Source organism: Micromonospora sp. WMMA1998 (assembly GCF_027497375.1).
GTDB lineage: Bacteria > Actinomycetota > Actinomycetes > Mycobacteriales > Micromonosporaceae > Micromonospora > Micromonospora sediminicola.
Genome location: NZ_CP114911.1, coordinates 5,054,795 through 5,080,336 on the forward strand (window position 1 = coordinate 5,054,795; position 25,542 = coordinate 5,080,336).

Genomic DNA, 25,542 nt, shown 5'->3' on the forward strand with positions numbered 1-25,542 from the left:
AGGTCACACGGGTTGTGCTCCGTCACAGATGGGGGTCTCGCGCGGGATTACCGGAGCCCCCCGGGGAAAGATAGATGACGTGAATCCGAAGCGGATCCTTGTCGTGGGTGCCGGGCATGTGGGCCTGTACGCCGCTCTGCGCCTGTCCAAGAAGCTGAGCTCCCGTGAGGCCGAGGTCGTCGTCGTCGACCCCCAGCCGCACATGACGTACCAGCCGTTCCTCCCGGAGGCTTCGGCGGGCAACATCTCCCCGCGGCACGCCGTGGTGCCGTTGCGGCGGGAGTTGCGCAAGTGCACCGTGGTGGCCGGCACGGTCACCCGGATCGACCACGACCGGATGACCGCCGTGGTGCAGCCGATCAGCGGCCCGGCCCGGGAGATCCCGTACGACCACGTGGTGGTCGCCCCCGGCTCGGTGTCCCGCACCCTGCCGATCCCCGGCCTGCACGAGAACGGCATCGGGTTCAAGACCATCGGTGAGGCCATCTTCCTGCGCAACCACGTGCTGGACCGGCTCGACGTGGCGGCCGCCACGACCGACCCGGCGGTCCGCAGCCGCGCGCTGACGTTCACCTTCGTGGGCGGTGGCTACGCCGGCATCGAGGCGCTCGCCGAGATGGAGGACATGGCCCGCGACGCGCTGCGCTACTACCCGGAGCTGAAGCCCGAGGAGATGCGCTGGGTGCTGGTCGAGGCCACCAACCGGGTGCTGCCCGAGGTCGACCGCGACATGGGCGCCTACACGGTGCAGCAGCTGCTGAAGCGCAACATGGACATCCGGCTGGACACCCGGCTGGAGTCGTGCGTCGACGGCATCGTGAAGCTCTCCGACGGCGACAGCTTCCCGTCCGACACCATCGTCTGGACGGCCGGGGTGAAGCCGTCGCCGATGCTGGACGCGACCGACTTCCCGCGCGACGAGCGGCGCCGGATCACCTGCCGGCCGACGCTGCAGGTGGTGGACGGCGACCGGGTGGTCGAGGGCGCGTGGAGCGCCGGTGACTGCGCCGCGGTGCCGGACCTGACCAAGGAGCCGGGCAACTTCTGCTCGCCGAGCGCGCAGCACGCGGTGCGGCAGGCCGCCCGGATGGCCGACAACATCGCGAACGTGATCCGCGGGCGCGAGCCGGTCGACTACAAGCACAAGCACGCCGGCAGCGTGGCCAGCCTCGGCCTGCACAAGGGCGTGGCGCAGGTCTACGGCGTGAAGATGACCGGGTGGCCGGCGTGGTTCATGCACCGGACGTACCACATGTCGCGGATCCCCTCGTTCAACCGCAAGGTCCGCGTGGTGGTCGACTGGTCGCTGGCGTTCTTCCTCAAGCGTGAGGTGGTCGCGCTGGGCCAGCTGCACGACCCGCGCGAGGAGTTCGCCGAGGCGTCCGCCCCGCCGGTCGGCGCGGCGCGCGTCTGATCGCTCGCGGCAGGGCCCTTCCCGTACGGGAGGGGCCCTGCGCCGTGTGCGGGGTCAGAACCGCCAGGTCCACGCGTCGGTGATCCGGGTGCCGGGGCCGAAGAGCTGCTCCAGGGTGCGGCGCAGCAGTTCCGCGTGCGGCGCGTCGTCGGTCACCGCGACGCAGGACGCGCCCCAGGACTCGACGTCCCGGGCGGCCTGCCGGCGCTGCCGGTCACCGACCGCCGGCGCCACGCCGCGCCGGGCCACGTCGGCCAGCAGGGCCGAGGTGGGCCGCTTCCAGGTGCCCATGGTGGCCGTGCCGCCCTCGCCGTACGGGCCGATGAAGAAGCCCTCCGGCATGCCGAAGGCGACGTCGGTGGCGGTGGCCCAGCGCATCGGCCACGGGTCCTTCGGGGTGGCCGTGGGCACCGGCACCAGCACCCCGCCGGGGCGGACGCACTGCCGCCAGTGGCCGCCGGTGACGAACTCGGGCAGCGCCGGCCGGTCGACGGTGGGCAGGGGGGTGGGGAAGACGCTGAGCAGGGCGGCGCCGACCGCGACCGGGACCAGTCGGCGGGCGGGACCGGAGTCGTGTCGGGCCCGGTGCACGGCGAGCGTCAGCAGGGTGCCGACCAGCGGCAGCACCACCAGCGCGAAACGCATCGGCAGCGCGCCGTCCACCACCGGCAGGCCGGCCAGCAGCGCGTACGGGCCGGGCACGCCGGTCCGCTCCCCGCCGGCCACGACCTCCGGGCCGAGCGCGAGCGCGGCCGCCACCAGCCCCGCGGCCACCACGGCGACCACCAGCGCGCGGCGGCCCAGCCAGACCGCGCAGCCGATGGTGACCAGCAGCAGCGGCCAGCCCAGGAACGTGGTGAACTCGGCCGGCCCGGTGGTCAGCCGGACCGCCTCCGGGCTGCCGAACACCGTCAGCGCGGAGAGCCGGGTCCAGCCGGTGAGGTCGGCGGAGAAGTAGGCCGGGGGGAACATCCCGTCCGCGACGCCCTGCGGCCCGGCGAACTGCACCCAGAGCGGGTACGCCAGCACCACCAGCGCCAGCCCGCCGGCGCAGAGCAGACCGCCGGCGAAGGTGGGCAGCGCCCGCCGGAGCAGGTCCCGGTCGGCCAGCCCGTACGCCACCGCCATGACCGCCAGGGTGAGCGCGGTGAGGAAGAGCACCTCCTCGCCGACGAAGACCTGGACGGTGGCCACGACGGCCAGCCCGACCGCGGAGGAGGCCGCCCGCCGCCGGTCCGGCCCGTCCGGGCGCCCGGACGGGTCGGCGGCGCGCAGCAGCCGGACCACCAGCCAGACCAGCACCGGGACCAGCCACTGCGCGGTCATGTGCAGGTGGCCGTTGCTCTGCGAGACCATGCCCGGGCCGAAGCCGCAGACGGCCGCGCCGAGCGCGGCGGCGAGCGGGCCGGCCCGCAGCGTACGGGTGAGCAGCAGGTACCAGGCGAACGCGGTGCCGGCCATGTTCCCGGCGACCAGCAGGGCGAACGTGACCGGCGCGCCGAACGCCACAGTGACCGGGGCGAGCAGCACCCCGAGCGCGACGACCGAGGTGTTGGCCATCAGGTTCACCCCGTCTGGCGCGTTCAACCGGTCGGTGACCAGGCTGAACTCGCCGTGCAGGGCGCGCGCGTCGAGCGCCAGGAACCACTCGTACAGGGTCTGGTCGGCCGGGTTGAGGGCGAGCATCCGGGTGCCGGGCGACGGCCACAGGCCGTGGGTGAGCCAGCCGGCGAGCGCCACGAACAGGAACCCGACGACCAGGTCCGCCCGGCGCCGCCGGACGGTGGCCCGCAGCCGGGTCGCCCGGCCCGCGCCGGCCGGGGCGGGGTGGACCGCCTGGTCACGGTCGGGCCCGGGGGCCGTGCGGGCGGCGCTGCTCACGGCCTCGACCATATCGGCCGGGCCCGCCGGGGTACGCCGGGCGGCGGCGCAGCCGCTACGGTGAGATCTGCACCGCGCGTGTCGGCGCGCCGGTGTCACCCGCCCGGGTGGTGGAACGGCAGACACGGCCGCCTTAAAAGCGGCTGCCGCAAGGCGTGCGGGTTCGACCCCCGCCCCGGGCACGAACTCTCAGCTTTCCCACAGCTTGGCGCGACGTGCCGTGTTGTCGGCCCGTCTACCCTGGAGACGCACGTCTACGTGCGATCGACCTCTGAGGGAGGCCTGAGAAGTGAAGACCTCGAACCCGGTGCTCGCCCGGCTCGGCCAGGCGGCCGAGCGTGAGCGGGCGGCCGGGTACGCCCAGCCCGGGCCGTACGGTCAGCCCGGATACCCCCAGCAGTACCCGCCGCAGCAGCCCTACCCGGGCGGCTACGGCCAGCCGGTGGCACCGCCCGCCGTGACCCCGATGACCCTCGACGACGTGGTCGTCAAGACGGTCCTCATGCTCGCCATGCTCGGCGCTTCGGCCGCCGCGGCCTGGGTGCTCGTGCCGGACGCGCTGGTCGGCGTGGCCTGGATCGGCGCGGCCGTGGTCGGTCTGGTGCTCGGCCTGATCATCTCGTTCTCCCGGATGGCCAACCCGGCGCTCGTGGTGGCGTACTCGATCGTCGAGGGCGTCTTCGTCGGCATGGTCAGCAAGGCCTTCGAGACGCTCTACGACGGCATCGTGCTCCAGGCGGTGGCGGCCAGTTTCGGCGTCTTCTTCCTGATGGCGATGATCTACAAGGCGCGGATCATCCGGGCCACCCCGAAGTTCGCCCGGATCATGGTGGCGATCATCGCCGGCCTGTTCGGCGTGATGCTGGTCAACCTGGTGCTGGCGCTGTTCGGCGTCAACACGCACCTGCGCGACGGCAGCCCGCTGGCCATCGGGTTCAGCCTGGTCTGCATCGTGGTGGCGTCGTTGAGCTTCGTGCTCAACTTCGCCCAGATCGAGGAGGGGGTCCGAATGGGCCTCCCGCAGCGTTACGCCTGGACCGCCGCGTTCGGCATCGTGGTCGGCCTGGTCTGGCTCTACATCGAGATCCTGCGGCTGCTCAGCTACTTCCAGGGCGACGACTGACCGTCCCGTCCTCCCCGCGACGCCCGCCTGCCGCTCCCGCGGCGGCGGGCGTCGCCGTTTACCCGTCCCCACCGGCCAGCCCGGGGCAGAGTGGGATCCGGGTACGTCGGCGGGAGGGGGCCACGGTGCGCAGTGCCAATCCGGTGCTCGACCGGCTGGACGACGTCGGCCGCACCGAGCGGCAGGTGCTCGGCGTCGACGCCGGCGACACGATGACCGTGGCCGACGTGGTCGCCCGGACGGTGGGCCTGCTGCTGCTCACCGGGGTCACCGCGGCGGTGGCGTGGTTCGTGGTGCCGCAGGCCGCGTGGATCTCGGCGGCGCTGGCCGGCAGCGCCCTGGCCAGCCTCGCCCTGGTGCTGGTCATCTCGCTCAAGCAGATCACCAACCCGCCGCTCATCGTCGGGTACGCGGTGCTCCAGGGACTGCTGCTCGGGGTGGCGAGCCGGGCGTTCGAGCTGGTCTACCCGGGCATCGTGGCGCAGGCCGTGGTCGGCACGTTCGGCGTCTTCCTCGGCATGGCCCTGCTCTACCGGGCCCGGCTGATCCGGGCCACCCCGCGGCTGGCCCGGCTGGTCATCGGCACGCTCGTCGGGATCGTGGCGCTCGGCCTGGTCAATCTGCTCGCGTACCTGTTCACCGGCCGGCAGGGGGTGGCGGTCTACAGCCTCAGCGGCCGGGTGGGCTGGTTGCCGTACGTCTTCTCGGTGGTGGCGATCATCGCGGGCGCGCTCGGCTTCGTCCTCGACTTCGACCTGGTCGAACGGTCCGTCCGGAACCGGCTGCCCCGCCGCTACGCCTGGTACTGCGCGTTCGGGCTGCTGGTCGGTCTGATCTTCCTCTACTGGCAGATCCTCCGCCTGCTCAGCTACGTGCGTCGCTGACCTGGAGCCGTCGTAGACTCGGCGGCGATGAGCGCAGCGGAGCTGGACCGGGCGGTGGCCCTGCTGGTCCGACAGGTCGGGCACTGGCAGCAGCCGCGCTGGTCGGCGCCGGCCGAGGGGGGCAACGTGTCCCGCGCCGACCTGGTGCACAAGCTGGTCCAGGAGATCGCCAACCTGGCCGCCGACGCCGCCGGCGAGCCGCGCCGCGACGTGCCCCGGCTGCCCAGCGACCTGGCCCTGCCCGACCAGCTCCGGGTGGTCGCCGCCGACCTGGCCCTGGCCGGCCCACCGGAGCCCGTGCTGGCCGACGCCGCCGCCGCGGTGACCCGCACCCGCGCCACACTCTGATCGCCGTTCCGGGTGACCCGGCGCGCTTGCCGGATGGTCGCCGGTCAGTGCCTTTCGAGCTGATATCAGAAACGAATCAGCGCGGGTTGCGCCCCTGGCGGGAGCACGCGTCGCGCCGAGGTGGGCGCATGAGTCGCGCGCGGTGGGCGCATGAGTCGCGCGCGGTGGGCGCATGAGTCGCGCGCGGTGGACCGCGCGACGTCGGGACCGCGGTCGAACCGAGTCGTTTCCGATATCAGCTCGAAAGGCACCGAGAAGCGGGAGCGCCTCCTCCCGCCCCGGCTCGGCACCGGCCCCGGTCATCCCCGCAGCCAGCGGCGGACCTTGTGCCGTCGGGCCCGGTCCCGCGCCCGGATCACCGCCGGCCGGTCGTGCCCGGCCGCCTCGGCCTGCCGGGCGTGCAGCAGACCGTAGGTGAACGTGTTCTCGCCCTCGGCGTACGCCTGGAGGGCCTGCCGCCGCAGCACCTCCCGGGTCACCACCGAGTCCTGGTGCGTGCCGAGCAGGTCCTGGAGCGCCTTGAGCCGCTTGACCAGTCGGGCGGCCGGCTTGCCCACGGCGGGTTCGCGGACCTCGACCGCGTACCGGGCCGCCTTGTACTCCTTGCGCGCCTCGTGCAGCGCGAGGTCCCCGGCCGGCCCGGCGACGGCCGACGCCGCGTCCAGCCGGTCGTCGGCGCGCCGCAGGGCGCGGCGGATCCGACGGTCCACCCAGCGGCGGTCGACCTCGCCGGCCGGCGTCTCGACCAGCCGGTCCAGCCGGCCAAGCAGCTCGGGGTAGCGGTCGGAGTCCAGGGCCGCCCGCAGCGCGGTGGTCGAGCGGGCCAGGTCGGCGGCGAAGCGCTCGCCGACGCGCGCGGGGACCGGGCCGAGCACCAGATCGTCCGGCAGCTCGTGCACCGCCGTGTCGAGCCGGACGGCCATCACCTGGACGTCGCGTACCCGACCCAGCTCACCGCCGAGCCAGCGCAGCTCGGCGCGGACCGCCTCGCTCTCCCGCCGGTCCCAGAGGCCGCGGAACGTGCGCAGCGTGGCCCGCAGCCGGCGGACCGCCACCCGCATGTCGTGGACCGCGTCCTCGTCGCCCTGGTACGCCGCCGCGTGGTTGCCGACCAACGCGTCCCGCTGCGCCCGGGCGTACCCGAGGACCGGCCCCGCCGCGCCCTCGGGCGCGCGGTCGTCGCACCGTGCGAGCCGCGCGGCGACGGCGCGGTGGGACTTGCTGACCGGCACCTCGCGGGCGCCGGCGGCGCGCAACCGTTCCGCCACCGCGTCGAGCAGCCCGTCGTCGCCGCCGACCAGCTCGATCTCGATCTCGTGCCAGGTCTGCGTGGTGCCGTCCACCAGGTCCTCGGACCGGACGTCGTCCTCGGCCACCTCGGCCAGCACCCGACCGTCCACGTCCCGCAGCCGCCGCTCCCGACGGTGGTTCACGACCCGGGCGGCCGGGGCGACCGGCCGACCCCGGGACGCGCCCCGGATCAGCGCGACCAGCTCGGCGGGCGGCCCGGCGTCGGACTCCCCGGCCGGGAACTGGTGTTCGACGCGGGCACCGCCGACAGCGCCCACCTTGAGGTGCCAGCCGGCGTCGTGCCCGCCGGTACGCCTCCGCAGCGCGTGCCCGCCGCGGAGCAGCCGCAGGTCGTCGGTGTCCCAGTAGACCGCGTCCAGATCCGAGACGGTGGCGTCGGACATGGTCACGACGCCACCGCACCCGGTCAGGTCGGGCAGCCGGAAACCCTGGTCGCCGGAGTACTTGCGCTCGCGTTCCACCACGGTCGCCATGCGGCCTCCCGTACCCGGCCCGACCTCCGGCGAACCGGACTCAGCCCAGTCGTTCGAGCACCATCGCCATACCCTGGCCGCCGCCGACGCACATGGTCTCCAGACCGATGGTCTTGTCGTGCCACTCCAGCGCGTTGAGCAGGGTGCCGGTGATCCGGGCGCCGGTCATGCCGAACGGGTGGCCGACGGCGATCGCGCCGCCCATCACGTTCAACTTCTCCTCCGGGATGCCCAACTGCCGGTACGAGGGGATCACCTGGGCGGCGAACGCCTCGTTGATCTCGACCAGGTCGACGTCGTCGATGGTCATGCCGGCCCGCCGGAGCGCCTGCTTCGACGCCTCGACCGGGCCCAGACCCATGATCTCCGGAGAGAGCGCGGTGACACCGGTGGAGACGATCCGGGCCAGCGGGGTGAGCCCCAACTCGGACGCCCGCTCCGCGCTCATGATCACCACGGCGGCGGCGCCGTCGTTCAGCGGGCAGCAGTTGCCGGCGGTGATCCGACCGTCCGGGCGGAACACCGGCTTCAGGCCGGACACGGCCTCCAGGGTCACCCCGGGACGCGGGCCGTCGTCGGTGCCGACCACGGTGCCGTCCGGCGTGGTGACCGGGGTGATCTCGCGGGCCCAGAAGCCGTCCGCGATCGCCTTCTCGGCCAGGTTCTGGCTACGGACGCCGAACGCGTCCATGTCCTCGCGGGTCACGTCGTACACCTGGGCCAGGTTCTCCGCGGTCTGACCCATGGTGAGGTAGATGTCCGGCAGCTGGCCGGCGTCCCGCGGGTCGGTCCACACCTCGGCGCCGGCCTGGGCGCGGGCCTGCGACCGCTCGCGCGCCTCGGCGAAGCGCGGGTTCTCCCAGCCGCCGCCGACCAGCGCCTGCGCCTCCGGCGGCAGGGTGTCGGAGTTGCCCCGGGCGTACCGGGAGACCATCTCCACACCGGCGGAGACGAACACGTCGCCCTCGCCGGCCCGGATCGCGTGCATCGCCATCCGGGTGGTCTGCAGCGAGGAGGCGCAGTAGCGGGTCAGCGTGGCGCCGGGCAGCCCGTCCAGGCCCAGCAGGGTGGACACCACCCTGGCCATGTTGAAGCCCTGCTCGCCGCCGGGCAGGCCGCACCCCAGGTAGAGGTCGTCGATGGTGGTGGGATCGAGCCCCGGGACCTTGTCGAGGGCGGCCTGGACGATGGTGGCGGCGAGGTCGTCCGGGCGGACCTCCCGCAGGGAACCCTTGAACGCGCGGCCGATGGGGGACCGGGCGGTGGCGACGATGACGGCGTCGCGGGGCGACTCAATCGGCATGAACCAACGTTAACCCGCGGGTAACTTGCCGTGGAAGCCACGCGGCGGGCGGGAAATGTCACCCCGCCGGCGGGCGACGGTGGTGCCGGAACGCGACCGCCGCGGCGGCCTCGACCGCCGGGAGCAGCGCGTGCGCCCAGACCCGGTAGCCGTCGGCGGACGGGTGGAAGCCGTCGCGGCAGAGCGTGCCGGCATCGGCCCGGAACACCGGGCCGGTCTCGGTGCCCAGGTCGACCACGGTGCCGCCGGCGTCCAGCACGGCGGACGTCTGGGCGCGGGCCATCCGCCGACCGGACCAGGCGAGCACCTGGCGCAGCGGGGCGGCGACGGCGCGGACCGCGCCGAGATCGGGACAGGTGCCCACCACGACCTCGACGTGCGCCTCCCGCAGCCGGCGCACCGCCGAGCCGAGATAGGCCGCCGCGTCGGCCGGGCGGGCCAGCGCGGTCGCGTCGTTCGCGCCGATCAGGACCACCGCCACGTCGGGGCGCTCACCGAGCATGGCCCGGGCCACCTGGGTGGCCAGGTCCGTGGCGCGGGACCCGGAGACCCCGACGCTGGACAGGTGGACCCGGCGGCCGGTCGGCCCCTCGGCGAGCAGGTGGGCGAGCTGACCGCCGATGGTCTCCTCGAACCGGTCGACCCCCACGCCGAGCGCCGACGAGTCGCCGAGCAGCACCAGCCGCAGCGGAGGCGCGTCGGCCCGGCCGACCGTGGCGCGCAGCACCAACCCCAGCTCGGGCTGGGCGTACTCGCGGGTGCGGGCGGCGATCGCCTGGCCGGCGAGGACCGCCGCGCCGCCGACCGTGCCGGCCAGCAGCGACAGGGCCGCGGCCCGGCCCCACCGGGCCGCCGTCTGATCCGGTCCGCTCATGCCCTCACCTCCCGGTGTCCGACGTGGCGCTCGCTCATGCCGTTCCCTCCAGCGTGGCCGAGTCGGCGGCGGTGCCGGTCGAGGGCACCGCGCCGACGCCGAAGAAGGCCCGCCGCCGCAGCTGCGCCCACCGACCACCGGGCCCGCGGTCGCGACCCCGCAGCTGGGCGCCGCTGACCTCGGTGCCGGCGTGCCGGGCCGCCTCGTGGGCCGCCTCCGGGAGCGACCGTACGCCTTCCGCGCCGGCGAGCGAAGGGCGGCGTTCGGGGACGGCCCCGAGCGCGGACAGCACGGTCGGCAGCAGCGCCGCCGCCGCGACCGCGTAGCCCTCGGCGGAGGGGTGGAACCGGTCCCACGCGAACATCCGGCCGGGCTCGGCGGCGAACCGCGGCCCCAGCAGGTCACCGAGGGAGACCGTCCGCCCGCCCGCCTCGACCACCGCCACCGTCTGGGCGGCGGCGAGCTGGCGGCTCCAGCGCCGGGCCAGCCACCGCAGCGGCGGCTGGATCGGCCGGATCGTGCCGAGGTCGGGACAGGTGCCCACGACGACCTCGCAGCCGGCGGCGCGCAACGTGCGGACCGCGTCGACCAGGTAGCGCACGGCCAACGCCGGCGGCGTGCGGTTGGTGACGTCGTTGCCGCCGACCAGCACCACGGCCACGTCCGGCGCGACCTCCAGCGCGGACTCCACCTGCGGCTTCAGCCCGGCCGACAGGGCGCCCACCACGGCGAACCGGTGCAGCCGGACCGGGCGGTGCAGCCGCCGGGACAAGCCGGTGGCCAGCAGCGAACCGGGCGTCTCCCGGCGGCGGTGCACGCCGTAGCCGGCGGCCGACGAGTCGCCGAGGACGACCATGGTGACCGGCGGGCCGGGGAGCTTCGCGCCGTAGACGCCGTCGCAGCGGGGCGGCGGGGCCTCGGCCATCGGGATGGTGCGCCGGGCCTGCCGGGCCTGGCCGAGCAGCACACCGCCGGTGGCGGCCGTGGCCGCCACCGTGGCGCCCGTGCCGATCGCCGCGAGGCGGGCGATCTGCCGGGCGCGCTGCCAGCGGACCGGCGCGACGGAACCAGCGTCCCCCATGAGCCGACAGTATCGCGCCGCTACGACCACCGCTTCCCGTGATCGGGAGGCTGGGCGGGTGCCCGTCTGGGTACTCCGGGGAAAGCGGACGCGGGCTTGCCCCGGGGTCGCACCCTGGTCGGACGGAGAGGGGCGGAGACATGGGGAAGACGTTGAAGCGGAGCGCCGCGTTCGCCGCGCTGGCCCGGGCACTGGCGGCCGGCGCGCGCGGCGGGCCGTCACTGGGCGCCCGGCTGGCGGCGCTGCCGCGGATGATCCGGGCGACCGCCCGGGGCGAGTACGACGGCGGCGTCCGCCTGGCCCTGATGGCCGGCGCGGCGGCGTACGTGGTCTCCCCGATCGACCTGCTGCCGGAGATCCCGCTGGCGATCTTCGGGCTGGCCGACGACGCGGTGATGGTCACCTGGCTGGCCGGCAGCGTGCTCGCCGAGACCGAACGGTTCCTGGAGTGGGAGGCACGTCGCAGCTCCGTCGTCCCCGGGCACGTGGCGCCCTGACGGCACGTACGCTGGGCGGCGAACTGACGGCTGACCGGCCGCCGGAACGACGGCGGCGCAACGAAGGGCACAACGAGGTGCAGTACTACGACAACGTCGTCGAGCTGATCGGCAACACCCCGCTGGTACGCCTGCGCAACGTCACCGAGGGCATCCAGGCGACCGTGTTGGCGAAGGTGGAATACGTCAACCCGGGCGGATCGGTCAAGGACCGGATCGCGCTGCGCATGGTCGAGGACGCCGAGAAGGCCGGCATCCTCGGGCCGGGCGGCACGATCGTGGAGCCGACCAGCGGCAACACCGGTGTCGGGCTGGCCCTGGTGGCCCAGCTCCGGGGCTACCGGTGCGTGTTCGTCTGCCCGGACAAGGTCAGCCAGGACAAGCAGGACGTGCTGCGCGCGTACGGCGCCGAGGTGGTGGTCTGCCCGACCGCCGTCGCGCCGGAGGACCCGCGCTCCTACTACAACGTCTCCGACCGGCTGGCCCGGGAGATCCCCGGCGCGTGGAAGCCCAACCAGTACAGCAACCCGGCCAACCCGCGCTCGCACTACGAGACCACCGGGCCGGAGCTGTGGCGGCAGACCGAGGGGAAGATCACCCACTTCGTGGCCGGTGTCGGCACCGGCGGCACCATCACCGGCATCGGCCGCTATCTCAAGGAGGCGTCCGAGGGGCGGGTCCGGGTGGTCGGCGCGGACCCGGAGGGCTCGGTCTACTCCGGCGGCACCGGTCGGCCCTACCTGGTCGAGGGCGTCGGCGAGGACTTCTGGCCGGAGACGTACGACCGCTCGATCGCGGACGAGATCGTCGAGGTGTCGGACAAGGAGTCCTTCGAGATGACCCGCCGGCTGGCCCGCGAGGAGGGTCTGCTGGTCGGCGGCTCCTGCGGCATGGCCGTGGTGGGCGCGCTGGAGGTGGCCCGCAAGGCCGGCCCGGACGACGTGGTCGTGGTGCTGCTGCCGGACGGCGGCCGGGGCTACCTGTCCAAGATCTTCAACGACGGGTGGATGGCCCGGTACGGCTTCCTGGACGACTCGGGCACCGAGCCGACCGTGGCCGACGCGCTCGCCGGCAAGCCGGGCGGCCTGCCCGAGCTGGTGCACGTGCACCCGACCGAGACGGTCCGCGACGCCATCGACTACATGCGCGAATACGGCGTCTCCCAGCTCCCGGTGCTCAAGGCCGAGCCGCCGGTGGTGACCGGCGAGGTGGCCGGCTCGATCGCCGAGCGGGACCTGCTCGACGCGCTCTTCACCGGCCAGGCCCATCTGCACGACACGATCGAGCGGCACATGGGCGAGCCGCTGCCGATGATCGGCGGCGGGCAGCCGGTCAGCGAGGCGGTCGGGCTGCTGGAGAAGGCCGACGCGGCGCTGGTGCTGGTCGACGGCAAGCCGAAGGGCGTGCTCACCCGGCAGGACCTGCTCGCCCACCTCGGCGCCCGCTGAGGTGTAAGGAAGGGCCCCTTCTTAACGCCTGGCGTAGAGGAAGGGGCCCTTCTTAACACTCCTCACCGGCTGCCCAGCTCGGTCGGGACCGCCACCACGTCCACGTACGCCCCCTTGCGCAGCAGGGTGACCGGCAGCCGGACGCCGATGGCCGGTCCGAGCATCAGCCGTTGCAGGCTCTGCCCGTCCTGCACCGGCCGCCCGCCCGCGGACACGATCACGTCACCGAGGTAGATCCCGGCGACCCCGGCCGGGCTGCCGGGCACCACCTCCACCACCCGCAGCCCGCGCCGCTGGCCGGTACGCGCGGTCACCTCCGGCGGCAGCGGCACCGGCGCGCCGGCCACCCCCAGCCAGGCCCGGCGGACCCGCCCCGCGTCGGTCAGGTCGGCGACGATCTGCCGGGTGGTGGGATTGACCGGCACCGCCAGCCCGAGCCCGTACCCGGCGACCGCGGTGTTGACCCCGACGACGCGGCCGGTGGAGTCGGCGAGCGCCCCACCCGAATTGCCGGGGTTGAGCGCGGCGTCGGTCTGAATGACGTCCTCGATCAACCGGACCAGCCGCCCGTCCCGCGCGGGCAGCGACCGGCCCAGCCCGGAGACCACCCCGGCGGTGACCGAGCCGGCGAGCCCCATCGGGTTGCCGACCGCGACCACCAGTTGGCCGATGCGCAGCCGGTCGGCGTCGCCCAGCTCGACCGGCGGCACGCCCGATTCGTCGGCGCGCAGCACGGCCAGGTCCGACAGCGGGTCGGCGCCCACCACCCGGAACCGGGTCTCGGTGCCGTCGCCGAAGGCGGCCACGCCACCGTTCGCGCCCTGCACGACGTGCGCGCTGGTCAGCAGCAGCCCGTCCGGCCCGATCACGACGGCCGAGCCGGCGCCCGCGCCGCGCGCGGTCCGCACCGAGAGGGCCGCCACCGCGGGCAGCACCCGCGCCGCCACACCGGTCACCACCCGGGAGTACGCGTCGAGCGCGGCGTCCTCCGCCCGCCCGGTGTCCTCGGTCTCCTCCATGTCGCCACCAACGCCTCACCCGTCGGCGCCCATGCCCGACTCCGCTGACAGCGAACGGGCGCGGTGTTAACAGGGGGCCCTTCCTCTACCGAATGCGTTAAGAAGGGGCCCTTCCTTACACCTCACGCGCGTAGCGCACCTGGTCCACCAGTGCGGGGCCGATGCGGTCGACGCGGCTCGCGCCGGTGGCCCGCCAGCCGCCACCTTCGTAGAACCGGCGCGCGGAGGCGTTGTCGCGCAGCACCCACAGCACGGCCCGGGTCCACGAGCGGTCCCGCATCGCGTCCAGCGCGTCCACCATCAGCGCCCGCCCGGTGCCCCGGCCCCGCTCGTCCGGTTCGAGGTGGATCGCGTTGAGCAGCCCGGTCGCCGGGTCGCCCTCGTCGTCCGGCCCGAGGTAGCTGAAGCCCACCAGTCGCCCGTCCCGCTCGGCCACGGTCATCCGGTGGTCCGCGCCCTCCCAGGTCAGCCGCTCCACCCAGTAGCGCCCCATCGCCTCCGGTGTCGGTTCGGCGAGCGCCTCGGGTGGCAGGATCGACGAGTACGCCGCCACCCGCGAGCGTTGGTGCAGGGCGCCGACCGCCATCAGGTCGGCCTCGGTCGCGGACCGTAGGGATAGTGTCACCCGGGCGACGGTACCCGCCGGGGCGGCACCTGCACCGTCTGGAGATCCTCGGCGATCACCAGATCACCGGTGAAGTGCTCGCGGGCCTCGTCGTGGAAGCGGCGCGGGTCGGCGTACCGCTGGGAGAAGTGGGTGAGCACGAGCGTGCGTACCCCCGACTCGGCGGCCACCCGGGCGGCCTGGCCGGCGGTGAGGTGGCCGACCTCGGCGGCGAGGGCGGCCTCCGACTCCAGGAACGTCGACTCGATCACCAGCAGGTCGGCGTGCTCGGCCAGCGCGTACACGCCGTCGCAGAGCCCGGTGTCCATCACGAACGCGAACCGCTGCCCCGGGCGGGTGACGCTCACCTCGTCCCGGGTGACGCGACGCCCGTCGCGGTCCAGGTGGCCGTCGCGCAGCAGCCGCCCCACGTCCGGACCGGCGATGTCGTACGCGGCCAGCCGCTCCGGCAGCATCCGGCAGCCGTCCGGCTCGACCAGGCGGTAGCCGTACGTCTCGATCGGGTGCCGCAGCCGGCGGGCCTCCAGCGTGCCGATGCCCAGCGTGATCCGCTGCCCGTCGGTGTCGATCGGTTCGACGGCCAGCTCGGCGGTCTCGTAGAAGCTCGACGCGTGGCGCAGCCGGGCGAAGTACTCGGCGCCGCCGGCCGGGAAGTGCACGGCCACCGGGCGCGGTACGCGGTCCAGCGAGAGCCGCTGGATCATGCCGGGCAGCCCGAGGCAGTGGTCGCCGTGGAAGTGGGTGACGCAGATCCGGGTCAGGTCGGTGGCGGTGACACCGGTGTGCAGCATCTGGCGTTGGCTGCCCTCGCCCGGGTCGAAGAGGATCACCTCGTCGTCCCAGCGCAGCAGGTAGCCGTTGTGGTTGCGCTGCCGCGTCGGCGCCTGGCTGGCCGTCCCGAGCACCACCAGCTCCCGCATGGACAAGGTCTTCCCCCAGACATGAAGCGACCCCCGGGGCTTCCGCGCTCGCGCGCGGGCCGGCTGGACTGGGCCGGCACCCCGGGGGTCGGGTGGCTGTCGTGGTTTCGCCGCACCGCTGCCACACGGTCTCGACGATCGAGCTGTGCCCGCCTCGCGGCGGACGGTTTTCACTGTCGAGGACAGCGGCTAGCGGACAGCCACCTCACGAGTCCGATTGCTATACAAGTCTGGACCACCTCCTTTCCCGTGTACCGCCACGCTATCCACTTCCCGGCGGCCACGGCAACGGATTTCGATCACAGGGCGCACGAGAGCCCGGGACCGCGCTCAGAGGGCCGGCCGGGTGACGGTCACTCCACGCCGATCGGGCCCTCCCGGGGGCCCTCCTCGTGCGCCGGCTGCACCGCCAGCGACGGGAAGTCGGCCAGGTCGCCCTCCGGCTCGGCGTCCCACTCGGGAAACACCAGCGGACTCTGCAGATAGAGGCAGAGCAGTTGGGCGAGATGGTGCAGGCCGTCGAGGTGGGTGCGCTCGTGCCCGTGGGTGGCGTCCACGCCGAAGCCGAGCAGCGCCACCCGGGCGTGCGCCCCGGCCTCGACCGCCGAGGCGGCGTCCGAGCGGTAGTAGTCGAACACGTCCCGGACCAGGTCGACGCCGTGCTCCTTGGCGATCGAGGCCAGGTTGCGGGTGAGGTGGTAGTCGAACGGGCCGACCCCGTCGCCCATCGCCAGCGTGGCGGCGTTCTCCCGGGACTGCTGGCCGGGCGCGACCACCGCCGCGTCCACCGAGACGATCTCCGCCACGTCCGGGTCCAGCCCGTGGCTCGCACCGTGGCCGATCTCCTCGGTGACGGTGACCAGCAGGTGCGCGGTGACCGCCGGGGTGACCCCGGCGTCGACCATCGCCTTGAACGCGGTCAGCACCGCGGCCACCCCGGCCTTGTCGTCCAGGTGCCGGGACTTGACGTATCCGCTCGGGGTGATCGTCGGGTTGGGCAGCAGCGCGACGAAGTCGCCGGCGTCGACGCCGAGCGCGCGGAGGCCTGCCTCGTCGCGCACCGGCTCGTCGACCCGGACCTCGACCAGTTCCCAGCCGACCCCCTGGAGGTCGACCGCCTCGTTGTAGCGGTGCCCGCTGGCCTTGAGCGGCAGCACCTGGCCGGTGATCACCCGGTCCAGGTCGTCGGTGAAGATCCGCACGTGGGCGCCCTCGGCGAAGCGGGCGCTGTGCGTGCCGATCGGGTTGATCTCCAGCCGGCCGTTCTCCTTCAGCCGCTTCACCATGCCGCCGATGGTGTCGGTGTGCACCACGACCGCGCGGTCGGCGCCGGTCGACCGGGGGCCGGGCAGGCAGGCGCTCAGCGCTCCGCGCCGGGTCAGCGTGGAGCTGATCCCGAGCGCGGAGAGCCGCTCGCCCACGTACTGCTGGATGTGGTCGGTACGCCCGGACGGGCTGGGGATCTCCAACAGTTCCACCAGCACCTGGCGCAGGTATTCGAGGTCGAGCTTGAGCGGTTGGGGTTTCCGTGCGGTCATGCCCCTGAGCCTGCCGCACCGGCCGGCGACCAGAGTCGCTGCGGTGCCCGCGTGCCCGGGAAGAGCAGGTCGACGAAGCGTTCGGCGGTCGGCTGCGGCTCGTGGTTGGCCAGTCCCGGCCGCTCGTTGGCCTCGATGAACACGTGCTCCGGCGCGTCCGGGGCGGGGACCAGCAGGTCCAGCCCGGTGACCGGGATGTCCAGCGCCCGGCTGGCGGTCACGCACGCCTCGGCGATCGCCGGGTGCAGCTCGGCGGTCACGTCGTGGATGGTGCCGCCGGTGTGCAGGTTGGCGGTCCGCCGGACCGCCAGCACCTGCCCCTCCGGCAGCACGTCGTGCATCTGGTAGCCGGCCTCGGCCACCACCTCACGGGTCATGTCGTCGATCGGGATCCGGGACTCGCCGCCGGTGGCGGCGGCCCGGCGGCGGCTCTGCCGCTCGATCAACTCGGTGACGTCGTGCACCCCGTCGCCGGTGATCTGCGCCGGGCGCCGGACCGCGGCGGCGACCACCTCGTGGTCGATCACCACCACCCGCAGGTCCTCGCCCGCGCGCAGCTCCTCGATCAGCACGTCCGGGCAGAACCGGCGGGCCAGCTCGACCGCGGCGGTCAACGCCTCCGCCGTCCGCACGCCCACGGTGATCCCGTTGCCCTGCTCGCCCCGCGCCGGCTTGACCACCACCGGGCCGACGTCGGCCAGGAACGCGAGGTCGTCGGGTTCGCCGGTGGCGGTGCGACCGCGGGGCACGGACAGCCCCGCCTCGGTCAGGATGCGCCGGGTCACCCGCTTGTCGTCGCAGCGGCTCATCGCCACCGCCGAGGTCAGCTCCGACAGCGACTCGCGGGTGTGGATGGTCCGGCCACCGGTGGTCAACTTCAGCTCACCCCAGTGCGGGTCGGTGACCTCCACCCGGATGCCACGCCGCATCGCCTCGTCCGCGACGATCTTCGCGTACGGGTTGAGCTCGTCGTACCCCTCGGGCATGGCGGGCAGGAACAGGCGCTCGTTGATCGGGTTCTTCCGCTTGACGCAGAGCGTGCCGGTGCGGTGGAAGCCGAGCCGCTCGTAGAGCCGGATCGCGCCCGAGTTCTCGGCCAGCACGGACAGGTCCACGTACGCCCGGCCGCGCGTGTCGAGCTGGTCGGCGAGCGCGGTGAGCAGCGCCTGGCCGGTGCCGGGCGGCGCGGTGTTGAAGTCGACCGTCAGGCACCAGAGGCTGGCCCCGTGCTCCGGGTCGTCGAAGACCGCGACGTGGTCCACGCCGGTGATGGTGCCGACCACCTCGCCGGTGGCGTCCTCGGCCACCAGGTGCAGGAACCGGTCGGTGCCGGCGTTGTCCACCAGCACCTCGACCGGGGCGGTGACCATGCCGTTGCGGGCGTAGATCCGGTTCACCGCGTCCGCGTCGTCCGCGTCGCGCAGCGGCCGGATGGTGAGCCCGGGGATCTCGCCGCCCTCGGTGGCGGCCGGGCGGCGCTCGCCCAGCGGCAGCCGGTAGGTCAGTGACGGGTCGATGAACAGCTCGTCCGGCAGCCGGGAGACCAGCACGTGCGGGTCGCGCAGGTAGATGCAGATGTCCCGGGCGCCGACCGCCTCGGAGCGCAGCACGTCGGCCACGTGCACCTGGTCGGCGAACGTCTGCCCGAAGACCAGCCGGCCCCAGCCGCAGTCGAGCACCACGCCCGAGGCGTCGGCGGACCCGGTCTTCGGCTGCGGCGGCTCCGGCGTGCCCGGTGCGACCGGGTCACCGCCGGGGCCGACGCGTTCCCGGCGGCGCCCCAGCACCCGTTCCCGGTCGGTACGCGCCGTGCCGGTGGCGAGAGTGTCGGTCACGGTCAGTCGATTCCGTGGCTCTGGAGCCACATTTCCAGGAGTCCCAGTTGCCACAGCTTGTTTCCGTTCAACGGGGTCAGTTCGGCGTTCGGGTCGGCGAGCAGCGCGTCGACGTAGTCGCCGCGGAACAGGTCACGCCGGCGCGCCTCGGGCGCGGTGAGCGCGTCGCGCACCCGGTCGAGGAGCTTGCCCTCCAGGTGGGTGAGGCCGGGCACCGGGAAGTAGCCCTTGGGCCGGTCGATCACCTCGTGCGGCAGGACCCGGCGGCCGATCTCCTTGAGCACGCCCTTGCCGCCCTGGGCCAGCTTCAGCTCGGGCGGGCAGCTCGCGGCCAGCTCCACGAACTCGTGGTCGAGGAACGGCACCCGGGCCTCCAGGCCGTGCGCCATGGTCATGTTGTCGACCCGCTTCACCGGGTCGTCGGTCAGCATGACCTGGGTGTCGATCCGCAGGCCGGCGTCGACCGCGGTCTCCGCGCCCGCGCGGCCCAGGTGGGCGGCGACGAACTCGCGCGCCGGGTCGCCGTCGGCCAGCCAGTCCGGGTTGAGCACCCGGGCCAGCCCGGCCGCGTCCCGGTCGAAGAACGCCTTCGCGTACGTGTCGAGAGCCTGCTCCCGGTCCACCCCGGCCAGCGGCGGGTACCAGTGGTAGCCGCCCAGGATCTCGTCCGCGCCCTGGCCCGACTGGACCACCTTGACGTGCTTCGCGACCTCCTGGCTGAGCAGCCAGAACGCGACGCAGTCGTGGCTGACCATGGGCTCGCTCATGGCCGCGACGGCGGCCTCCAGCGGCGGCAGCAGGTCACCGGTGGGCACCCGGATCTGGTGGTGGTCGGTACCGAACGTCTTGGCCACCAGGTCGGAGTAGACGAACTCGTCGCCCTCCCGGCCGCCGACCGCGTCGAAGCCGATGGAGAACGTGGCCAGGCCGGACCGGGCCTGGCCCTCACCGGCGAGCAGCGCGACCACCAGGCTGGAGTCGAGGCCGCCGGAGAGCAGCACGCCCACCGGCACGTCGGCCACCATCCGGCGGCGGACGGCGGTGGTGAGCGAGTCGAGCAGCGCGTCCTGCCAGTCCCGTTCGGACCAGCCGGCCCGCTCGGCGGCGCGCCCGAAGGTCGGGTCCCAGTAGACCCGCTCCCGGGTGGTGCCGTCCGCCTCGTACACCCGGACCGTGGCCGGCGGCAGCTTGGTGACGCCGGCGAGGATGGTCCGCGGCGGCGGCACGATGCTGTGGAAGCTCAGGTAGTGGGCGAGCGCCACCCGGTCGATGGTGGTGTCCACGCCGCCGCCGGCCAGCAGCGCCGGCAGGGTCGAGGCGAAGCGCACCACGCCGGGGCTCTCGGCCAGGTAGAGCGGCTTGATGCCGAGCCGGTCGCGGGCCAGCACCAGGCGGCCGGTGTCCCGCTCGCTGATCGCCACCGCGAACATGCCGACCAGGTGGTCGACGAAGTCGAGCCCCCACTCGGCGTACGCCTTGACCACGACCTCGCTGTCGCCGGCGGAGAAGAAGCGGTGGCCCTTGGCCTGGAGCTCCGCGCGCAGCTCGCGGTAGTTGTAGATGCAGCCGTTGAAGACCCCGGTGAGCCCGGCGGCGGCGTCGACGATCGGTTGGCCGCTCGCCGCGGACAGGTCGATGATCTTCAGGCGCCGGTGTCCCAGCGCGGTCGGGCCCTGCGACCAGACGCCGCTGTCGTCGGGCCCTCGGTCACTCATCGTGGCCGCCATCCGCTCCACGGCCGAGACGTCGGCGCGTGAACCGTCACGGCGGAACTCTCCCGCAAGTCCGCACATGCGAGCCAATGCTGCCAGAGGTTGTTGCAGTTCGCCTGTTGAGACGATGACGAACGTGTGACAGGTTGCTACGATGCGCGGTTACCGAGTGTGGCGGTGAAGGAACGCGTCGGTTCCTGCCCGCTCGGTGTCGGATGCCCGAGATGAGCCGGGCCCGCGATGTGACGAACACCGCAGACCCGGCATCGGGCGTCAGCCGGCGGTGCGGGCGACGCCGACCGGGCAGCTCAGCCCGTTCGGGCCGTGGTTGCAGTAGCCGTTCGGGTTCTTCGTCGGGGCCAGGTACTGCTGGTGGTAGTCCTCGGCGAAGTAGTAGTCGCCGAGCGGCGCGATCTCCGTGGTGATCTCGCCCTTGCCGGCCCGCGCCACGATCGGCGCGAACGCGTCCCGCGACGCCTCGGCGGCGGCGCGCTGCTCGTCCGTCGTGGTGTAGATGGCGGACCGGTACTGGGTGCCCATGTCGTTGCCCTGGCGCATGCCCTGGGTCGGGTCGTGGTTCTCCCAGAAGACCTTGAGCAGGTCCTCGTAGGCGATCTTCGACGGGTCGTAGACCACCTGGACCACCTCGGCGTGCCCGGTCATGCCGGAGCACACCTCCTCGTACGTCGGGTTGGTGGTGTAGCCACCCGCGTAGCCGGCGGACGTGGTGAGCACGCCGGGGAGGGTCCAGAACAGCCGCTCGGCGCCCCAGAAACAGCCCATGCCGAAGACGGCTACCTGCGCGCCGTCGGGGAACGGGCCCTTCAGCGTCGACGGCAGCACCTCGTGCCGGTCGGCGATGGGCATGGCGATCGGGCGGCCCGGCAGGGCCTGGTCAGGAGAGATCATCTCGGCCTTCATGCGGCGGAGGAACACGGTGGGACTCCTCTCTTGGCTTTCCCAACGTGTGCAACAGCGTCGGTTCCCGGTTCCTTACCCGTCCACCCGACGCTCAGGCGAGCGCCGCCGAGATCCGGCCGGCGAAGCCGGTCGCCTCGGCGTCGTCGGCGTAGCGGGTGCGGGGCCAGAAGAAGCCCCGCAGCCCGTCGCCCTTCGTCCGGGGCACGACGTGGGTGTGCAGGTGCGGGACGGACTGGGACACCCGGTTGTTCATCGCCACGAACGTCCCACCGGACCCCAGACCGGACTCGACCGCCACGGCGATCCGCCGCACCAGCCGGAAGTAGCCGGGCGACGCGTCGTCCGGCAGGTCGGTCAGCGTCTCCACGTGGGCGCGTGGCACCACCAGCACGTGCCCCTTGAACACCGGCCGGGTGTCCAGGAACGCCACCCCGTCCGGCTCGTCGGTCACCACGACGGCCGGCACCTCGCCGGCGATGATCCCGCAGAACACGCACCCGCTCATGCGCTCAGGCTAGACCGCGTCACCCCCTGGGCCCGCCTCCGCAACGTCCGCCGATCATGAAGTTGGCGGCGACATGCCGCCGACCCCGTAGCCATCGTCAACTTCATGATCGACGGGTTGGGGTGAGGCGCTCAGGACTCGTCCAGGTATGCGTCCCAGTCATCGTCGGGGACGCCCACCGGGCCGGTCTCACCGTTGGCCAGGCGCGCCCGGATATCCGCCTCCCAGCCCAGGGCCCATGTCCGAAGCTCGTCGACCTGCGGCTCGGTGAGTCCGTATGAACGGAAGGTCCGGATGTCCCGCTCCGTCACGCCACCCAACCGGTCGGCCAACTCGTCTAGCGAGAAACCCGCGGTGTGGCGGGCGCCGAGGTGCTCCAGCTCGGTCCATGCGAGCCTCTCGTTCGCGGCGCGGACGTCGATGTAGTCCCGGTGGGCGGCGCGGTCGTGCAGCGCGCGAACCTTGAGCCCGACGGCGTCGTCGAAGGCAAGCACCGGGCCCAGAGCCATTCGGGCCGGCGGCGCGAGGGCCTCCTTGAGCAGGTCGACCTCGCACGACGACACGTCGTTCGAGATCAGCAGGCGAGCCATTCGGGGCGTCGACTCAACGATCCGAGCGGAGAACCCGGCCGCGATGTAGGCGGCGGCGAGGCGGTCCGTCACGGTGGGAAGCGGAATCGCGGCGGCCGTCGCGAAGTCGATGTCCTGAGAGGGGCGGTCGACCAGGTCGTGGGCGCACATGGCATAGCCGCCCGCGAGCATCAACCCCAGGTCGTCGCCGGCGGCGAAACCGATCTCCAGCAGTCGACGGTGCAGTTCGTCCATCACCCGGCGATGAGGTCTGGCAGTCGTTGCTCCCAGAGCCGGGTCACGCGGCGCGCGGTCAACCGGCGGATGCGAGGCCAGTCCTGGCGGAGCAGCGTGGCGTTGACGTATTGCACGATGTCGCTGCGCTGGCCGCAGTCGAGGAGGAGGCAGTAGAGGGTCAGTCGTTCACGCGCGTCGCCGATGTCGAAGTCGGCCGGGCCCGACCAGGCGAGTCGCACCGGCAGGCTGACCCGGCCCGATCGCGGACCAGCCAGGATCTCCAGCGAGGTGGGGATCCGGTCGATCGTGCCGAGCAGACGGGACGGCAGCGCTTCGGTCGAACTCACCGGCCCAGTATGGCCGACCCGGCCGACAACCTCGCGGCGGCGACGCGCGCCCGGGTTCGACGGCAGTCGGGTGAGCCGGCGGACTAACGTCTGCGGCATGAGTCACGGCTTCGAGACGCTCGCCATCCACGCCGGTCAGGACCCCGAGGCCCGCACCGGTGCGGTGATCCCGCCGATCTACCAGACCAGCACCTACGCCCAGGACGCCGTCGGCGCACCGCGCGAGGGCTACGAGTACAGCCGCTCCGGCAACCCCACCCGGGACGCGCTGCAGGAGTGCCTGGCCGCGCTGGAGGGCGGCCCGGTGGGGCTCGCCTTCGCCAGCGGCCTGGCCGCCGAGGACACCCTGCTGCGCACCGTGTGCAAGCCGGGCGACCACGTGGTCATCCCGGACGACGCCTACGGCGGCACCTACCGGCTCTTCGCCAAGGTGGCCGAGCGGTGGGGTCTGGCGTACACCCCGGCCAGGGTTTCCGACCCGGACGCGGTCCGCGCCGCGATCCGGCCCGGCACCACGAAGATCGTCTGGGTGGAGACGCCGACCAACCCGCTGCTCGGCATCGCCGACATCGCCGCCCTGGCCGCCGTGGCGCACGACGCCGGCGCGCTGCTGGTGGTCGACAACACGTTCGCCTCGCCGTACCTGCAACAGCCGATCGCGTTCGGCGCGGACGTGGTGGTGCACTCCACGACCAAGTACGTCGGCGGACACTCCGACGTGGTCGGTGGCGCGCTGGTCGCCGCGGACCGCACCCTCGGCGAGGAACTGCGCTACCACCAGAACGCGATGGGCGCCGTCAACGGACCGTTCGACGCGTGGCTCACCCTGCGCGGCATCAAGACCCTCGGGGTACGGATGGACCGGCACTGCGACAACGCCGAGCGGATCGCGGCCTACCTGGACGGGCACGCGAAGGTCGGCCAGGTGATCTACCCGGGCCTGCCGTCGCACCCGGGGCACGAGGTCGCGGCCAAGCAGATGCGCCGGTTCGGCGGCATGATCTCGTTCCGCGCGGCGGGCGGTGAGGAGCACGCCGTGCAGATCTGCAACTCCACCCGGCTGTTCGTGCTCGCCGAGTCGCTCGGCGGCGTGGAGTCCCTGATCGAGCACCCGGGCCGGATGACACACGCGAGCGCTGCCGGCTCGCCGCTTGAAGTTCCCGGCGATCTCGTGCGACTGTCTGTCGGCATCGAGACGGTCGACGACCTGCTCGCCGATCTGGAGCAGGCGCTGGGCTGACCGCTGGACGGGGAGGGTGGCAGTGCCGGACATCTTGCCGACGACCTGGGTCGGGGCGACCGCGAAGCAGATCGCCCGTGCGGTCCGCCGTGGTGACGTCTCCGCCACGCAGGTGGTGGCCGACCACCTCGACCACGCCGCCCGGGTCGACGCCGAGCTGGCCGCGTTCCGCACGGTACGCGGCGGCGAGGCGATCACCGAGGCGGAGAAGGTCGACGAGCAGGAGGAACTGGCCGACCTGCCGCTGGCCGGGGTGCCGGTGGCGGTCAAGGAGAACACGCCGGTCGCCGGGCTGCCCACCTGGAACGGGTCGGCCGCGATGCGTACCGGCGTGGCGGAGGCCGACCACGAGGTGGTCCGGCGGCTGCGCGGCGCGGGCGCGGTGATCCTCGGTGTGACCCGGATGCCGGAGCTGGGCCTGTGGGCCCTCACCGACGACGACACCGGCGTGACCCGCAACCCGTGGGACCTGTCGCGCACCCCCGGCGGCTCCTCCGGTGGCGCCGCCGCCGCGGTGGCCGCCGGGCTGGTGCCGATGGCCCACGGCAACGACGGTCTCGGCTCGATCCGCATCCCGGCGGCCTGCTGCGGCCTGGTCGGCCTCAAGCCCGGCCGGGGTGTGGTGCCCTGCCAACTCGGCGCGGACGACTGGTTCGGCCTCACCGAGCACGGCATGCTGACCGGGACGGTCGCCGACGCGGTGGTCGGATTCTCGGTGCTGGCCGGTCGCCGGCCGGACCGGCTGGTCCCGCCACCGCGGCTGCGGGTGGGCGTGTCGCTGCGCTCCCCGGTGCGCGGCGTCTCCCCGGACGCGCCGAACCGGGACGCCGTCGCCGCGGCCGGCCGGCTGCTGGCCGCCGCCGGGCACGACACCGTCCCCGCCGACCCGGTCTACCCGACCCGGCTCGGCCTCCAGGGCATCGCCACCTGGTTCGCGGCCGCCGCGGCGGACGTGCGGGCCGCCGGGGTGGCGCCGCGTCAGCTCCAGCGGCGCAGCCGCCGACACGTCGCGCTGGGGGAGTGGGCGCAGCGCCGGGGGTACGTCCGGGAGGCCGACCGGAGCGCCTGGCGCGAGCGGTCGGTGCAGTTCTTCGCCGACCACTCGGTCGACCTGCTGCTCACCCCGGCGCTGGCCGGGCCGCCGCCGCAGGCCGCCGGCTGGTCCGGCCGCTCCTGGCTGGCGAACATGTCGACCAACATCCGGTACGCCCCGTACGCCGCGCCGTGGAACATCGCCGGCCTGCCGTCGATCGTGGTGCCGGTCGGCCGCCGCCCGGACGGGTTGCCGGTCGGCGTGCAGTTCGTCGGCCCGCCCGGATCGGAGCTGCTGCTGCTCGGTGTGGCCGGGCAGTTCGAGATGCAGGCGCCGTGGACGCGGCACGCTCCCGGCTATCCCCGGGTCGGTACGGGGTCGCCGGCCACCGCATGATCGTCTAA

At 73.6% G+C, this 25,542-nt stretch carries 22 protein-coding genes, 1 tRNA gene and 1 pseudogene; 9 read left to right on the forward strand and 15 right to left on the reverse strand.

Annotated elements, in window-relative coordinates; all coding sequences use genetic code 11:
• The first annotated feature begins 79 nt into the window (after positions 1-79).
• On the forward strand, positions 80-1,414 hold the full coding sequence (locus O7600_RS23455; protein WP_091581952.1) for an NAD(P)/FAD-dependent oxidoreductase: 1,335 nt from the start codon (positions 80-82) through the stop codon (positions 1,412-1,414).
• A 54-nt stretch (positions 1,415-1,468) separates the two neighbouring features.
• Here the strand turns inward: O7600_RS23455 and O7600_RS23460 are convergent, their stop codons facing one another.
• Positions 1,469-3,295: a hypothetical protein gene (locus tag O7600_RS23460; RefSeq protein WP_281590667.1), complete on the reverse strand. Its 1,827-nt coding sequence runs from the start codon at positions 3,293-3,295 to the stop codon at positions 1,469-1,471.
• Positions 3,296-3,396: 101 nt separating this feature from the next.
• Here O7600_RS23460 and O7600_RS23465 point away from each other — a divergent pair.
• From O7600_RS23465 to O7600_RS23480, 4 genes are all read left to right on the forward strand, one after another.
• Positions 3,397-3,477: transfer RNA gene (locus tag O7600_RS23465), tRNA-Leu, on the forward strand.
• 107 nt (positions 3,478-3,584) lie between these two features.
• Positions 3,585-4,418, forward strand: a complete 834-nt coding sequence (locus O7600_RS23470) for a Bax inhibitor-1/YccA family protein (RefSeq protein WP_281590668.1) — start codon at positions 3,585-3,587, stop codon at positions 4,416-4,418.
• Positions 4,419-4,543: 125 nt separating this feature from the next.
• Positions 4,544-5,302, forward strand: a complete 759-nt coding sequence (locus O7600_RS23475) for a Bax inhibitor-1/YccA family protein (protein WP_281590669.1) — start codon at positions 4,544-4,546, stop codon at positions 5,300-5,302.
• A gap of 27 nt (positions 5,303-5,329) precedes the next feature.
• Positions 5,330-5,650 carry a hypothetical protein gene (locus O7600_RS23480; RefSeq protein ID WP_281590670.1) on the forward strand — a complete coding sequence of 107 codons (321 nt, stop codon included), beginning with the start codon at positions 5,330-5,332 and terminating at the stop codon, positions 5,648-5,650.
• A 299-nt stretch (positions 5,651-5,949) separates the two neighbouring features.
• Here the strand turns inward: O7600_RS23480 and O7600_RS23485 are convergent, their stop codons facing one another.
• From O7600_RS23485 to O7600_RS23500, 4 genes and pseudogenes are all read right to left on the reverse strand, one after another.
• A complete protein-coding gene (locus O7600_RS23485; protein ID WP_281590671.1) occupies positions 5,950-7,434 on the reverse strand; it encodes a CYTH and CHAD domain-containing protein in 1,485 nt (494 codons plus the stop codon).
• Positions 7,435-7,474: 40 nt separating this feature from the next.
• The gene (locus O7600_RS23490) at positions 7,475-8,737 is read right to left on the reverse strand and encodes an acetyl-CoA C-acetyltransferase (protein WP_281590672.1); all 1,263 of its coding nucleotides are present in this window, start codon (positions 8,735-8,737) and stop codon (positions 7,475-7,477) included.
• A gap of 58 nt (positions 8,738-8,795) precedes the next feature.
• Complete coding sequence (locus O7600_RS23495; RefSeq protein WP_281590673.1) at positions 8,796-9,611, reverse strand: SGNH/GDSL hydrolase family protein; 816 nt, start codon at positions 9,609-9,611, stop codon at positions 8,796-8,798.
• A pseudogene (locus O7600_RS23500) lies at positions 9,608-10,692 on the reverse strand (SGNH/GDSL hydrolase family protein). Before O7600_RS23500 ends, O7600_RS23495 begins: the two are co-directional and overlap by 4 nt.
• A 140-nt stretch (positions 10,693-10,832) precedes the next feature.
• Between O7600_RS23500 and O7600_RS23505 the strand changes: the two are divergent.
• Both O7600_RS23505 and O7600_RS23510 read left to right on the forward strand, forming a co-directional pair.
• A complete protein-coding gene (locus tag O7600_RS23505; RefSeq protein ID WP_281590674.1) occupies positions 10,833-11,189 on the forward strand; it encodes a YkvA family protein in 357 nt (118 codons plus the stop codon).
• Positions 11,190-11,266: 77 nt separating this feature from the next.
• Entirely contained in the window at positions 11,267-12,637 is a 1,371-nt protein-coding gene (locus O7600_RS23510; protein ID WP_281590675.1) for a cystathionine beta-synthase, read from the forward strand.
• Between the two features lie 62 nt (positions 12,638-12,699).
• Here O7600_RS23510 and O7600_RS23515 read toward each other — a convergent pair whose 3' ends face one another.
• From O7600_RS23515 to O7600_RS23560, 10 genes are all read right to left on the reverse strand, one after another.
• Positions 12,700-13,656, reverse strand: a complete 957-nt coding sequence (locus O7600_RS23515) for a trypsin-like peptidase domain-containing protein (RefSeq protein ID WP_281590676.1) — start codon at positions 13,654-13,656, stop codon at positions 12,700-12,702.
• 115 nt (positions 13,657-13,771) lie between these two features.
• Complete coding sequence (locus O7600_RS23520) at positions 13,772-14,281, reverse strand: GNAT family N-acetyltransferase (protein ID WP_281590677.1); 510 nt, start codon at positions 14,279-14,281, stop codon at positions 13,772-13,774.
• On the reverse strand, positions 14,278-15,207 hold the full coding sequence (locus O7600_RS23525; protein ID WP_281590678.1) for a ribonuclease Z: 930 nt from the start codon (positions 15,205-15,207) through the stop codon (positions 14,278-14,280). The genes O7600_RS23520 and O7600_RS23525 overlap by 4 nt, the downstream gene beginning before the upstream one ends.
• A 347-nt stretch (positions 15,208-15,554) precedes the next feature.
• The gene (locus tag O7600_RS23530; RefSeq protein ID WP_281590679.1) at positions 15,555-16,739 is read right to left on the reverse strand and encodes an osmoprotectant NAGGN system M42 family peptidase; all 1,185 of its coding nucleotides are present in this window, start codon (positions 16,737-16,739) and stop codon (positions 15,555-15,557) included.
• A complete protein-coding gene (ngg, locus tag O7600_RS23535; RefSeq protein ID WP_281590680.1) occupies positions 16,736-18,574 on the reverse strand; it encodes an N-acetylglutaminylglutamine synthetase in 1,839 nt (612 codons plus the stop codon). The genes O7600_RS23530 and ngg overlap by 4 nt, the downstream gene beginning before the upstream one ends.
• Before the next feature lie 2 nt (positions 18,575-18,576).
• The gene (locus O7600_RS23540) at positions 18,577-20,367 is read right to left on the reverse strand and encodes an N-acetylglutaminylglutamine amidotransferase (RefSeq protein ID WP_281590681.1); all 1,791 of its coding nucleotides are present in this window, start codon (positions 20,365-20,367) and stop codon (positions 18,577-18,579) included.
• 192 nt (positions 20,368-20,559) lie between these two features.
• Entirely contained in the window at positions 20,560-21,222 is a 663-nt protein-coding gene (gene msrA / locus O7600_RS23545; RefSeq protein WP_281590682.1) for a peptide-methionine (S)-S-oxide reductase MsrA, read from the reverse strand.
• Between the two features lie 76 nt (positions 21,223-21,298).
• Complete coding sequence (locus tag O7600_RS23550) at positions 21,299-21,712, reverse strand: HIT family protein (RefSeq protein ID WP_281590683.1); 414 nt, start codon at positions 21,710-21,712, stop codon at positions 21,299-21,301.
• Positions 21,713-21,843: 131 nt separating this feature from the next.
• On the reverse strand, positions 21,844-22,536 hold the full coding sequence (locus tag O7600_RS23555; RefSeq protein WP_281594252.1) for a nucleotidyl transferase AbiEii/AbiGii toxin family protein: 693 nt from the start codon (positions 22,534-22,536) through the stop codon (positions 21,844-21,846).
• The gene (locus O7600_RS23560; RefSeq protein ID WP_281590684.1) at positions 22,536-22,865 is read right to left on the reverse strand and encodes a hypothetical protein; all 330 of its coding nucleotides are present in this window, start codon (positions 22,863-22,865) and stop codon (positions 22,536-22,538) included. Before O7600_RS23560 ends, O7600_RS23555 begins: the two co-directional genes overlap by 1 nt.
• A gap of 97 nt (positions 22,866-22,962) precedes the next feature.
• Here O7600_RS23560 and O7600_RS23565 point away from each other — a divergent pair, with 97 nt between their 5' ends.
• Together O7600_RS23565 and O7600_RS23570 are read left to right on the forward strand one after the other, a co-directional pair.
• Positions 22,963-24,105: a cystathionine gamma-synthase gene (locus tag O7600_RS23565; protein WP_281590685.1), complete on the forward strand. Its 1,143-nt coding sequence runs from the start codon at positions 22,963-22,965 to the stop codon at positions 24,103-24,105.
• Positions 24,106-24,121: 16 nt separating this feature from the next.
• A complete protein-coding gene (locus O7600_RS23570; RefSeq protein WP_281590686.1) occupies positions 24,122-25,534 on the forward strand; it encodes an amidase in 1,413 nt (470 codons plus the stop codon).
• Positions 25,535-25,542 lie beyond the last annotated feature (8 nt).